The 12,723-nt window shown below is 61.0% G+C and carries 11 protein-coding genes and 1 pseudogene; 3 read left to right on the forward strand and 9 right to left on the reverse strand.

Annotated elements, in window-relative coordinates:
- Positions 1-172: 172 nt before the first annotated feature.
- Positions 173-538: an Mpo1-like protein gene (locus AC1DRJ_RS11170; protein WP_477802187.1), complete on the forward strand. Its 366-nt coding sequence runs from the start codon at positions 173-175 to the stop codon at positions 536-538.
- A gap of 1 nt (position 539) precedes the next feature.
- On the opposite strand, the gene AC1DRJ_RS11175 is transcribed toward AC1DRJ_RS11170, so the two are convergent.
- The 3 genes from AC1DRJ_RS11175 to AC1DRJ_RS11185 form a co-directional block, all read right to left on the reverse strand.
- A complete protein-coding gene (locus tag AC1DRJ_RS11175) occupies positions 540-1,337 on the reverse strand; it encodes an acyl-CoA thioesterase (RefSeq protein ID WP_477802188.1) in 798 nt (265 codons plus the stop codon).
- Positions 1,338-1,486: 149 nt separating this feature from the next.
- A complete protein-coding gene (locus AC1DRJ_RS11180) occupies positions 1,487-2,254 on the reverse strand; it encodes a CHAD domain-containing protein (RefSeq protein WP_477802189.1) in 768 nt (255 codons plus the stop codon).
- Between the two features lie 44 nt (positions 2,255-2,298).
- Positions 2,299-2,577 (reverse strand): hypothetical protein, encoded by a 279-nt coding sequence (locus AC1DRJ_RS11185; protein ID WP_007943603.1) that lies wholly within the window; start codon positions 2,575-2,577, stop codon positions 2,299-2,301.
- A 224-nt stretch (positions 2,578-2,801) separates the two neighbouring features.
- Here AC1DRJ_RS11185 and AC1DRJ_RS11190 point away from each other — a divergent pair, with 224 nt between their 5' ends.
- Positions 2,802-3,842: a patatin-like phospholipase family protein gene (locus tag AC1DRJ_RS11190; protein WP_477802190.1), complete on the forward strand. Its 1,041-nt coding sequence runs from the start codon at positions 2,802-2,804 to the stop codon at positions 3,840-3,842.
- A 133-nt stretch (positions 3,843-3,975) separates the two neighbouring features.
- Here the strand turns inward: AC1DRJ_RS11190 and AC1DRJ_RS11195 are convergent, their stop codons facing one another.
- The 6 genes from AC1DRJ_RS11195 to kdpF all read right to left on the reverse strand — a co-directional run bounded on the left by AC1DRJ_RS11195 (position 3,976) and on the right by kdpF (position 12,087).
- Positions 3,976-4,674 (reverse strand): response regulator, encoded by a 699-nt coding sequence (locus tag AC1DRJ_RS11195; RefSeq protein ID WP_477802195.1) that lies wholly within the window; start codon positions 4,672-4,674, stop codon positions 3,976-3,978.
- 49 nt (positions 4,675-4,723) lie between these two features.
- Positions 4,724-7,375 carry a DUF4118 domain-containing protein gene (locus AC1DRJ_RS11200; RefSeq protein ID WP_477802191.1) on the reverse strand — a complete coding sequence of 884 codons (2,652 nt, stop codon included), beginning with the start codon at positions 7,373-7,375 and terminating at the stop codon, positions 4,724-4,726.
- A 128-nt stretch (positions 7,376-7,503) separates the two neighbouring features.
- A complete protein-coding gene (gene kdpC, locus AC1DRJ_RS11205; protein WP_477802192.1) occupies positions 7,504-8,049 on the reverse strand; it encodes a potassium-transporting ATPase subunit KdpC in 546 nt (181 codons plus the stop codon).
- Positions 8,050-8,211: 162 nt separating this feature from the next.
- Positions 8,212-10,269 (reverse strand): potassium-transporting ATPase subunit KdpB, encoded by a 2,058-nt coding sequence (gene kdpB / locus AC1DRJ_RS11210; RefSeq protein ID WP_477802193.1) that lies wholly within the window; start codon positions 10,267-10,269, stop codon positions 8,212-8,214.
- 22 nt (positions 10,270-10,291) lie between these two features.
- Positions 10,292-11,989 carry a potassium-transporting ATPase subunit KdpA gene (kdpA, locus tag AC1DRJ_RS11215; protein WP_477802194.1) on the reverse strand — a complete coding sequence of 566 codons (1,698 nt, stop codon included), beginning with the start codon at positions 11,987-11,989 and terminating at the stop codon, positions 10,292-10,294.
- A gap of 8 nt (positions 11,990-11,997) precedes the next feature.
- Positions 11,998-12,087 carry a K(+)-transporting ATPase subunit F gene (gene kdpF, locus AC1DRJ_RS11220; protein ID WP_007899818.1) on the reverse strand — a complete coding sequence of 30 codons (90 nt, stop codon included), beginning with the start codon at positions 12,085-12,087 and terminating at the stop codon, positions 11,998-12,000.
- Between the two features lie 416 nt (positions 12,088-12,503).
- On the opposite strand from kdpF, the pseudogene AC1DRJ_RS11225 reads away from it, so the two are divergent.
- Positions 12,504-12,723: pseudogene (locus AC1DRJ_RS11225) on the forward strand (ethanolamine permease); the annotation flags it as partial.

The following is a 12,723-nucleotide window of genomic DNA, read 5'->3' on the forward strand; positions in this document are numbered from 1 at the left end:
CATTCAACTTTATGAACTCGATCAAATGTGGGAGCGGGCTTGCTCGCGAAGGCGTCAGCCCGACCAACATCAATCCCGACCTATCATCCCGATAGCCAACCTCGATTCGCCGCCCGCCCTCACCCCGCCTATTCTTCAATCATCAGGTCAACCCGGATTGAGGAGTTTCAACATGGGCAAACGACACCCCAACCTGCCCGCCTGGCAATGGCGAGCGTACCCGAACAATCATCAGCACCCGACCAACCTGGTGCTGCACCTGATCGCCGTGCCGCTGTTCATAGTGGCGTTTCTGCTGATGGTGTCCGGGGTGTTCAGTCTGAGCCTCGCGAACATCGCCATCGGCGTGGTCGGCCTGCTCGCTGCGCTGGGCCTGCAACGCCACGGTCACAAGCTGGAGGAGCAAGCCTCCGAGCCGTTCAGTGATCGCAAAGATGCGGTGTCACGCTTGCTGGTCGAGCAGTTCCTGACGTTCCCACGGTTTTTCCTGAGTGGCGGCTGGTGGCGTGCCTGGCGTGAGCGCCACCGTCGCCACTGAATCAGCCGAAAATCGTCACCGTCTGCCGGCTGATGGCGATCAACTGACCGTCCGCGCTCCACAACTTGGCGGCCGCATGACCATAGCCGTCTGCGGCGTGTTCGGTTTCCACCCGGTATTTGCACCAGTCCAGCGTGCTTAACGCCAGCAGCGGCTGGACGAACTCGATGGTCCATGTCAGCGTGCTGCCCATCGCCGTTTTTTTCAGGTGCGGCAACAAGGAGGGTGGCCAAGCGTCCACCAGCGCGAGGATATGCGCCTCTGTGACAGCCTCTTCTTTCACATCCCCACGCAAACGCACCCAGCCGCCCATCTCTCGGGAGTTGTTGCCGGTAAACGGCATGCCACCGACAGCCCAACGCAGTGCCAGATGCTGCATGAATTCCGGCAACACGCCCGGGATGAAGGGCAAATCCTGGCACGCCTCCCAGTGCTTCATTTCGGGTGCTGGCTCGGCCGTCACCGACACTTCCGAGGGCCTTGACGCACCGAAGCTGCCCTGGATCAACGTCACCACTTGCCCCTTCTGCATCGCCCGGCCCAGCACTTGGCTGACGGCTTTACCTTCGCGCAACACATCGACTTCAAAGCTGACAGGCACCTCTGGCTCGACAGGACCGACAAAGGTGATCGCCAGCGAACGCACCGGCCGGTCTGCCGGGACTTTTGCGCGCATGGCCTCATATTGCAACGCTGCCACCAAGCCACCGAAACTGGCGCGGCCCTGCGCCCATCCGGCCGGAATAGACAGCTCCAGCGGTTGCCGGCGGACGGCGTCGAGCAAATCGCAAAAGCGCATGAAAACCTCAGAGATGGGAAAAGTAGAGAGGGATCTTAACCAGCCAGCGACGTCGACACAGCACTTATTCCGGCCAAAAGCACTGACAGATGAGCCGCGCCCGCTTTGGAATACGAATCCTCATCCAACACAAAATAAATGTGGTGTTTTCAGGATTTGAAGCAAGTGGCGCTGAGCTTGTCGAGAACGCGGTCAGCGCGGGTTTCGGCATCGGCCAACGTGGTTTTCCAGACAGAGACACAAGGCAGCAAATCTGGCTCTTCAACAGCCCTGGCCAGCCATTGCCAACTGTCGTGCCAATCACCTAGAGCGCTCTGAGCCGCTTTCAATCGGGTCAAGGCGGCCTTCGGCAAACGGTCCAGTTCAGGATAGGCTTCAATGCCATAACGCACACGCTTGATCAGCAGGCGCAAACGGTGGCGGTCATGGGCCGGATCGTGCAGCGCAACGTCGAGTTTTTTCCACTGCTTCCCAAGGCGTTTTTCAATACGCTTGCGCAAGCCCTTGAGCAACCCCTGACGTTGAGAGGCGCGCAAAAAACGCGGGAAGGCATCGAAGATCATCATCAACTGCGCCAGCTCGGGACTCGCCGCCACCGCCGGATACGCCTGAGCCATCTGCACCATGCGCCAGTGCGCGGCTTCGGGTTGACCGTGCTCAAGCAAATAGCCCGCCAGCACTTCGCGATCACGCAGCGGCGTGGTCAGCTCGCCAACGCGAGCCGCTGCCACCTCCACCTGTTCCACGCCGGGAAGGCCGCGCAAGGGTCGCAACAGGCTGCGCAAACGGCGAACCGTGGTGCGCAGCTCGTGCAATGCCTCAGGGTCAGTGCGGGCACTCAAACGTGCCTGACAGGCCAACAAGCGGACTTCAAGACCCAGAACATGAGCCACCAACCGATCAACCAAATCAGACATCGTTTGCTCCCTGAATCGAGTGTCCCTGTTGCCTATAGGATGCTTCAACGGCCGGCACGAGACTCACGAATATAGAAGCGCGCTTTCTCGGCCTTGCTGGTGCAGCCTTCGTAAGCTTCGAATTGTTGCTGGGTCTTGGCGCCGGTCAACAACGACAAGGCCTTGGAGTAGCTGACAGTCCCGGCGAAACCTTCGGCCTTGGCCAAGTCTAGCTCACGCCACGCGGCGTCAATCTGGCTACCGCAGCTCTCGCGGTAAGCCGTTTTGCCGGCACAACCGGCGAGCGCCAGAGCCATCAAAGGTACGCAAATCCAGGCTTTCATCAATACCACCTCAAGTTAGGTCAACAATCATGCAGGTAAGACGGCCCGGCGGGTGAAAAGTGCCTTGGCCGCACTAAGCAAACTCACTATAGCGCGCGCAAGAATAGCCACTGCCGCCATGGAGTGTCGAAAAAACGACGCACTCGGCCCATCGAACGACCTTGGCGATTGAAGCCCGCCCCTCGATGGGTGCATTGTTGAACCTTGTCAGACGAGGGCGATTCATGAAAAAGCGTATCGCACTGGTACTGGGCTCTGGTGGAGCCCGAGGTTATGCCCATATCGGTGTCATTCAAGAACTCGAACGGCGCGGCTACGACATCGCCTGCATCGCCGGTTGTTCCATGGGGGCGGTGGTTGGCGGAATTTATGCCGCCGGCAAACTCGACGAATATCGCGACTGGATCGAGAGCCTGGACTACCTCGATGTGTTGCGTCTGGTGGACGTCAGCTTTCGGCTTGGCGCCATTCGCGGTGAAAAAGTCTTCGGGCAAATCCGCAAGATCGTCGGCGAAATCAATATTGAAGACCTGCGCATTCCCTACACGGCGGTAGCCACGGACCTGACCAACCAGCAGGAAATCTGGTTCCAGGAAGGCTGCCTGCACCAGGCCATGCGCGCCTCGGCGGCGATCCCCAGTCTCTTCACCCCGGTGATGCAGGGCAACCGGATGCTGGTGGATGGCGGCATTCTCAACCCGTTGCCGATCGTGCCAGTGGTGTCTAGTCATTGCGACCTGATCATCGCGGTCAACCTCAACTCAACCAACCAACGCCACTATCAAATGCCGGTGATCCAGCGCCCGGCGGCCTTCAAAAGCCGTTTCGACAGTTTGATCAACTCACTGGGTTCGAAGATGCCGTTCCGCCGCAATCAGGCGGAAAAATTGCTTCTGCTGGAAAAGGAAGCGTTGATGGCAGAAGCGGCTGACATCAATCCTTGGATCGAATCTGCCGACCCCGAAGCCCAGCAACCCGCCGCTGCCCCTGAACGCGAAGGTGCGCCGAAGTCGGCCACGGGATCGTTCATCATCGACAACGTTGGGCCGGCGTCTTTGCTGGACCTCATCAACCAAAGTTTCGAGGTGATGCAAACTTCGTTGGCGCAGTACAAAATCGCCGGCTATCCGCCGGATATTTTGATCAACGTGCCGAAGCGGGTGTGCCGGTTTTTCGAGTTTTACAAGGCACCTGAGTTGATCGCGCTGGGTCGGGAGATTGCGCGGGATACGTTGGATCGGTATGAGAATGAGCGGGATTCCTGAAGCTCTCGGGTGAATCGAAGTGCCCCTTCGCGAGCAAGCCCGCTCCCACATTCGACGGCATTCTCATTGAATGAACTCGGTGAAATGTGGGAGCGGGCTTGCTCGCGAAATCGCCAGATCAGGCGACGAAGAACTAAAGGCTGCCCTCACTCAGCAACCGATACCCAACCCCCGCCTCAGTCACGATAAACCGGGGTTGAGTCGGGTCATCCGCGAGCTTCTGGCGCAAATGCCCCACCACAATCCGCAGGTAATGACTGTCCTCGATATGGGTCGGCCCCCAGATATCCTTGAGCAGTTGCTGCTGGGTAATGACCCGCCCCGGATGCCGCGCCAGTTGTGCCAGCACCGCGTACTCCTTGCGCGTCAGAGCCACTTCGACGCCATCGAGCAACACCCGCCGGTAAGCCAGGTCCACCGTCAACGGGCCGAACGTCAGCGCCGCTTGCTGAGCCTCACCCACTGGCGCTTGTCGTAGCAAGGCGCGCACCCGTGCCAGAAATTCCTGAATGCCAAAGGGCTTGGTTACGTAGTCATTGGCGCCACCATCCAGTGCTTCAACCTTCTGCCCTTCGCTTGCACGCACCGACAGCACCAGCACCGGCACCGTCGACCATTCGCGAAACTCGCGCAGAACTTGCTGGCCGTCCATGTCGGGCAAACCGAGGTCAAGCACCAGCAAATCCGGTTTGTTCAGCGCCGCGTACGCCAGGCCTTCGGTGCCGGTGCCGGCCTCCAGCACTTTGTACCCTTGGGAGACCAGGCTGATGCGCAGGAATTTGCGGATTTGCGGTTCATCGTCGATGACCAAAATGGTCGCAGTCTGGCTCATGGTGTCCGATCGCCGCATGGAGAGGTCCAAAGGGTATCAGGCTTCACTTTCAGCGTTCACTTTCAAAAGCAGGTTGTTCCTGCAAAGGCAAGTGAAGCGTGATGCAGGTCCCACGTCCTTCAATGCCGTCGGCAACGCTGATCCGTCCGCCATGCGCGCCCACCATCCCCTGACAGATCGCCAGCCCGAGTCCGGTGCCTTGGCCGCCCCGATCACCGCGCGCAGCGGTGTAGAACATGTCGAAAATCTTCGCCCGCTCCTCCTGCGGAATGCCCGGACCTTCATCGCTCACCGAGAAAAACAGCTCGCGGTCATCGGCCCCGGCGCGCAATTGCAGACGTCCATGGGCCGGTGAAAATCGCGCGGCGTTTTCCATTACGTTGACCAGTGCCTGTTCGATCAGCGCCGCGTGGACAAACAGCAGCGGCAACTCTGGCGGCACGTCAGTGCTGACCTGCAGAGGCGCCAGCACCGCGCGCAGTCGATTGAGTGAACTGCCGACAATGTCGGCCGGCGATACCCAATCACGCGCCAGCTTCAACGCGCCGTGACCGAGGCGGGTCATGTCCAGCAGATTCTGGATGTAGCGATCCAGGCGCTCGGCTTCGTCCCGCGTGCCTTCTAGCAGTTCGCGGCGATCCTCCAGCGGGATGGCCTCGCCGAGGGCCAACAGGCTATCGATGCTGCCGCGCATAGACGTCAGAGGCGTGCGCAAGTCGTGGGACACCGAGGCCAAGAGTGCGCTGCGCAGTTGCTCGGTTTCGCCGTGCAGCCGCGCCGCTTCAAGGTCTTCGGCCAGTTGCGCACGGGCCAGCGCCTGGGCCAGCGGCTGGCTCAACGCGGTCAACAAACGTCGACGCTGGCCACTCAAAGTCCGGCCTTCTTTAGCGCACACGCCGAGCAACGCCAATGGCCCGTCTTCCACTGATAACGGCCACCACCACCAACGCCCCAACGGCAWGGTGCCGGTGCCCGCGCCCGCCGGTTGGTCGTGTTGCCAGGCCCAATCGGCGGCCGCGCGTTCGGCTTCGGAAAACTCCAGCGGGCCACCGGTTTCAATTTTCCAGCCGCCCTGCCCGTCTTGATTGAGCAGGCACAACTGCAAGTCACTCCAGCCGTTGAGGTGCTGGGCGGCGGCGCTGACCACGGCTTGACGATCGGTGGCCGCCGTCAGTTTGCGCGACAGGTCGAGCAATTCGCTGGTCTCTTCCTGGGTGTCACGCAGCGCCTCTAATTGCCGGCGTTGCCGGGCCGCGAGGTTGCCGGTGAGCGCCGCCATCAGCAGGAAGAACAGCAAGGTCAACACGTCTTCTTCGCGCTGGATGCTGAAGGAAAAATTCGGTGGTATGAACAGGAAGTCATAGGTCAAAAACGACAGCGCCGCACAGGCCAGCGCCGGGCCAAGACTACTGCGCACCGCCACCAGCAACACGGCGGCGAGGAACACCAGCGAGATGTTGGGCAGCGGCAAAATACTCGCCACGCCCCAGGCCAACGCACTGGCTAACACCGTCGCCACTGCCGCCAGCGCATAGTCGAACCACACCAGCGACTGAGTCGAACGCTGGCGCGGTTGATGCGGCAGTTGATCGCTGTCGAGGACGTTGATCTCCAGCCCGCGCGCATCACGCAGCAGGCGTGACGCCAAACCACCGCCGAACAGGCGCCGACGCAAACGCTGCCGCGACTGGCCGACCAGCACCAGACTGGCCCGGCGTTCGGCGGCGTGCTGGATCAGGGTTTTCGCGACTTCGCCAGCGCGCAACAACACTACTTCTCCACCGAGGCGTTCGGCCAATTGTTGGGCACTTTGCAGGCGCAGGCGCGATTGCTCGTCACGCACGCTGCCGTTGTCGACATGCACCAGGCTCCACGGCAAATGCCGACGCTGAGCGACGCGACTGGCGTGACGCACCAGACGCTCGGCCTGAGCATCGCCATCGACACCGACCAACAGGCGACCACGCACCGCTGGCGCCGCCTGACCGAGTTGGCGATAACCCTGGGCCAGGTCATTGTCGACTTGAGCGGCGGCAGTTTGCATCGCCATCTCGCGCAGAGCGGTCAGGTTGGTCTGGGTGAAAAACGCGTCAATGGCCGCCCGCGCCTGCTCCGGCACGTAGACTTTGCCGTCGCGCAAACGCTCCAGCAGTTCGCGCGGTGGCAGGTCGATCAGCAGCAGTTCGTAGGCTTCTTGCAGGACCCAGTCCGGCAAGGTTTCACGCACCTGCACACCGGTAATGCCGCGCACTTGATCGTTGAGACTTTCCAGGTGCTRGACGTTGACCGTAGTGAACACGTCGATGCCGGCGGCGAGCAATTCCTGGATGTCTTGCCAGCGCTTGGCGTGGCGACTGCCGGGGGCGTTGCTGTGGGCCAGTTCGTCCACCAACACCAATTTCGGTTTGGCCGTGAGCAGACCGTCGAGGTCCATTTCTTCGAGCATCACGCCCCGGTATTCCGAGCGCACCAGCGGCTGTTGCGCCAAGCCGCCGAGCAGTGCTTCGGTTTCGGCGCGGCCATGGGTTTCCACCACACCGGCGATGACTTTCACGCCCTGGCGCAGTTGGGTGTGAGCGGCCTGCAACATGGCGTAGGTTTTACCGACACCGGGCGCGGCACCGAGAAAAACCTTGAGCCGGCCACGGCCATCGCGGGGCAGGTCTGCTAACAGCGCGTCGGCGCGGCCGGAGTCACTCATATTTGCTCTCATTGTTCGGATGTTAATGGGGTGACTGTTCTGCCGCCTTCGGGAGCAAGCCCGCTCCCACATTTTTGAATGCATTCCCCTGTGGGAGCGGGCTTGCTCGCGAAGGCAGCACCCCCGATCTACAGGTTTTTCAACGCGATATTCAGCGCCAGCACATTCACCACCGGCGGCCCCACCAATGGCTGCTCGATGTGCGCATCCAGCAACTGTTGAAGGGTCGCCACCGGCAGATGACGCGCGGCGGCCACTCGCGCCAGTTGATAGGCAATCGCCGCCGGTGGCAAGTGCGGATCGAGGCCGCTGCCGGAGGTGGTAAGCATCGCCAAAGGCACTGGTCCCTGCCCCGGCACGAGCAGTTTGTTGGCATCGTCGATCACCCGAGTGGCCAATGCCGGATTGCTCGGCGACAGGTTGCTCGCGCTGCTCGACACTGTGGCAAAAGCACCAGCCGATGGGCGTGAATGAAACCAGGCGTCACCGACAAAATCCTGGGCAATCAGCGACGAGCCACGAACCTTGCCGTCGGCATCGCGCACCAGGCTGCCATTGGCTTGATCCGGGAACGCGACCTGGGCGACACCGGTGACCACCAAGGGGTAGGCGACGCCGGTGATCAGGGTCATCAGGACCAAAAGGCTCAAGGCCGGACGTATCATTGTGGTCATTTCAAAATCCTCGAATTCGGATAACAAATATCAGGTGCACCGTTTTGTATTCATCGCGAGCAAGCTCTGCTCCTACGGGTTGGCGTCGTCACGGCTTTGGGAACACTCAAACCCTGTAGGAGCAAGGCTTGCCCGCGATCGAGCGCGAAGCGCTCGCCAGGGTCAAACCAGATGCAACGCGGTCAACAGCATGTCGATCGCCTTGATGCCCACGAACGGCACCACAATCCCGCCCAATCCGTAGATCAACAAATTGCGCCGCAGCAACGCCGCAGCACTCGCGGCCTGCACCCGCACGCCACGCAATGCCAGCGGAATTAGCACGACGATGATCAAGGCGTTGAACACAATCGCCGACAGAATTGCACTCTGCGGACTACTCAGGTGCATGACGTTCAGGACGCCCAGTTGCGGATAGATCGAAGCGAACAGCGCCGGCAAAATAGCGAAATATTTGGCCACGTCGTTGGCGATGGAAAACGTCGTCAGCGCACCGCGCGTCACCAGCAATTCCTTGCCAATCTGCACCACGTCCAGCAGCTTGGTCGGGTCGCTGTCGAGGTCGACCATGTTCGCCGCTTCGCGCGCCGCTTGCGTGCCGTCGTTCATCGCCATACCGACGTCCGCCTGAGCCAGCGCCGGCGCATCATTGGCGCCATCTCCGCACATGGCGACCAGGCGACCGTCGTTTTGCTCGTGACGGATGCGCGCCAGTTTTTTCTCCGGCGTGGCTTCGGCCAGCACATCATCGACGCCCGCTTCGGCGGCAATCGCGGCGGCGGTCAGCGGGTTGTCGCCGGTTACCATGACCGTGCGAATCCCCAATTTGCGCAGTTCGGCGAAACGCTCACGGATGCCGGGCTTGACCACGTCCTTGAGGTGAATCACGCCGAGCAATTTACCGTCGACGCAGACCAGCAAGGGGGTGCCGCCACTCTGGGCAATCTTGTCGATTTCCCGGGACAATGGTGCGGCCAGGTCGGCACGTTTCAGRCCGACGAAAGCAAGCAACGAATCCACCGCGCCTTTGCGATACACACGGCCCTGACAGTCGACACCGGACAGGCGGGTTTCAGCGCTGAACGGTACCGCCGTCAGCAATTCGGTGGCGGGTTCTGGTTGTGGTTGAGTGCCGCGCAGGTACTCGACGATGGATTTACCTTCAGCCGTGTCATCGGCCAGAGAGGCGAACAACGCGCCCTCGGCCAGTTCCCTGGCGGTGACACCCGGTGCCGCATGAACCGCCGTACAACGACGGTTGCCGAAGGTGATGGTGCCGGTCTTGTCCAGCAGCAAGACGTGTACGTCCCCCGCCGCTTCCACGGCACGGCCGGACTTGGCGATCACGTTCAGTCGCACCAGACGGTCCATCCCGGCGATACCGATGGCGGACAGCAAACCGCCAATGGTGGTCGGAATCAACGTGACCAATAATGCCGCCAGGAACACCAGCGGCAGGCTGCCATTGGCGAAGTGGGCGAACGGTTGCAGGGTAACGACCACCAGAAGGAAGATCAGGGTCAGGCCGATCAGCAGGATGTCGAGTGCGACTTCGTTCGGGGTTTTCTGGCGTTTGGCGCCTTCGACCAGGGCGATCATGCGGTCCAATGTCGACTCGCCAGGGTTGGCGGTGATCTTTACCAGCAGCCAGTCGGAAACCAGACGCGTGTTGCCGGTGACGGCCGAACGATCGCCTCCGGACTCACGAATCACCGGCGCGGACTCACCGGTAATCGCTGCTTCGTTGACTGCCGCGATGCCTTCAATCACCTCGCCGTCACCGGGGATCATTTCCCCCGCTTCGACGCGGACCACATCACCCCTGCGCAGGCTGGTCGCCGGCACCACCTGGAACGTGCCGTTAGCGGTTTGGCGACGGGCGCTCAAGCCTTCACTACCGGCCTTGAGGCTGTCGGCACGAGCCTTGCCGCGACCTTCGGCCAAGGCCTCGGCGAAGTTGGCGAACAGCACGGTGAACCACAACCACAGCGCGATTTGCGCGGCGACAAAAGTCGGCACGGCGCTGTCGGGAATGAAGCACAGCACGGTGGTCAGGATCGCAGTCAGCTCGACCACCAGCATCACCGGCGCACGCTGTAATTGCCGTGGGTCGAGCTTGACGAAGGCTTGCACCAGCGCCGGGCGCCAGAGGGCCGAGATCGCGGTTTTTGGTTGTTCCGGCGCCTTGACGACGGCGGTTTTGCTTACAGGCATATTCATGATGGATTCCTTAGCTCCTTATTCAAAAGGCAGCCATGCTCAGATGTTCAGCAATCGGCCCCAGCGCCAGCGTCGGCAAGAAGGTCAAACCACCCACCAGCAAAATGGTCACGGTCAGCAAAGTCACAAACAGCGGGCCATGAGTCGGGAAACTGTTCTGGCCGATCGGTGCGGCTTTCTTCATCGCCAGGCTGCCGGCCAACGCCAGTACCRGGAGGATGTAACCGAACCGGCCGATCAACATGCCAAGACCGAGCATCAGGTTGTGGAACGCGGTGTTGGCACCGAACCCGGCAAATGCCGAACCGTTGTTGGCACTGGCCGAGGTGTAGGCGTACAGCAATTGACTGAAACCGTGTGGGCCAGGGTTACTCACCGCCGCGACCGGGCCGGGCAAGCTTGCGGCAATCGCGCTGAGCACCAGCACGCCCACCGGCATCACCAGCAGGGTCACCACCAGCAGTTGCACTTCCCTGGCTTGCAGTTTTTTGCCGAGGTATTCCGGGGTGCGGCCGATCATCAGGCCGGCGAGGAATACCGCGATCAACACGTTGAGCAACATGCCGTAGAGCCCGGCGCCGACGCCGCCGAAAATCACTTCGCCGACCATCATGTTGACCAGCGCGACCATGCCGCTCAGCGGGTTGAGGCTGTCGTGCATGCCATTGACCGAGCCGTTGGACGCAGCCGTGGTGGTCACCGACCAGAGCACGGTGGCGGTGGTGCCAAAGCGCGCTTCCTTGCCTTCCAGCGGCGCGGTCAGTTCGACGGCGACGTTGTTGAGGGTCGGGTTCGGTTGGTACTCGGCCCACAGCGAGGTCGCGCCGCCAATCATAAACAGCGCCAGCATGCAGGCGATGATCGCGCGGCTCTGACGCAGGTCTTTGACGTAATGGCCGAAGGTGAACACCAGGGCGACCGGGATCAGGATGATCGACGCCATCTCGAACAGGTTGCTCCACGCCGTAGGGTTCTCGAACGGATGCGCCGAGTTGACGCCGAAGAAGCCACCACCGTTGGTGCCCAGTTGCTTGATCGCAATCTGGCTGGCGGCCGGGCCGAGCGGGATCACTTGATCGACGCCCTGCATGGTTACCGCGTTAACGTACTGCGCGAAGGTTTGTGGCACGCCCTGCCAGACCAGATACAGCGCCAGCAGCAGGCACAGCGGCAGCAAGCCATAGAGGGTGGCGCGGGTCATGTCGACCCAGAAGTTGCCGAGGGTTTTGCTCGACTTGCGACCGATACCGCGACACAGGGCTACCAACACGGCGAGGCCGGTGGCGGCACTGACGAAGTTCTGCACGGTGAGGCCGACCATCTGACTCAGGTAGCTCAGGGTGGCTTCGCCGCTGTAGGACTGCCAGTTGGTATTGGTCATGAAGCTGACGGCAGTATTGAACGCTTGCGTCCACTCCTGACCCGGCAGGTTTTGTGGATTGAGTGGCAGGTGATCCTRGAACATCAGGATCGCGAACAACAGCAAGAAGCCCGCGAGGTTGAAGGCGAGCAAAGCCAGGGTGTATTTCTGCCAGCTCTGTTCAGCCTGCGGATCAACGCCGGCCACGCGATAACAGCCGCGTTCCACCGGCCCGAGAATCGGCGTCAGCCAGGTGCGCTGACCTTCCATGACCTTGTAGTAGAAGCGCCCGAGAAACGGCGCCGGGACCATCACCACCGCGAAAAACGCGAGGATCAGCCAATAGTCATAACTGTGCATAGCCGCTCCTAGTTCCGGTCCGCGCGCAACAGCGCAACCAACAGATAAATGAACAGCCCCACTGCCAGCAGCAGTGACACTCCGTCCAGAACGCTCATGGAAGTTCTCCGTATTGCGGCGCAGTGCCGCGTGTGGAGCCATTGTCGGCAGGGAGGCTGTAAAGTAACGAGATCGAGGGTGTGGGCGGGGCATAAAGAAAGCGTAAAGAGTGTGTTTATGCGGGCGTTGCAGCGTGGTTTTGTGTTGGCTGGACTGTCCTCTTCGCGAGCAAGCCCGGTCCCACATTCAACAGTGTTCAATCCAGACAACGAAGATCGAATGTGGGAGCGGGCTTGCTCGCGAARGCGGCGTTACAGGCAGCAACGCTCTGAACTGGCGCACAAAAACCGCGCATTCAGCAGCGAACATTCCCGATACGACACGTTTTTACCCTTTACGACTGCTGTCACTACACTGGCACGCCCACTGCACACGCCCTCCCCTGAGCAATCCAAACCGTTCAGGGAGCAACTGCATGAACACACAACTCAAACCCACACTCGGCACGTTGCACCTGTGGGGCATTGCTGTCGGGCTGGTGATTTCCGGTGAGTATTTCGGCTGGAGTTACGGCTGGGGCGTCGCAGGGACATTGGGCTTTCTAGTGACCTCGTTCATGGTCGCCACCATGTACACCTGCTTCATCTTCAGCTTCACCGAACTGACCACCGCGATTCCCCATGCCGGCGGTCCCT

The organism is Pseudomonas sp. P5_B2 (assembly GCF_056400445.1).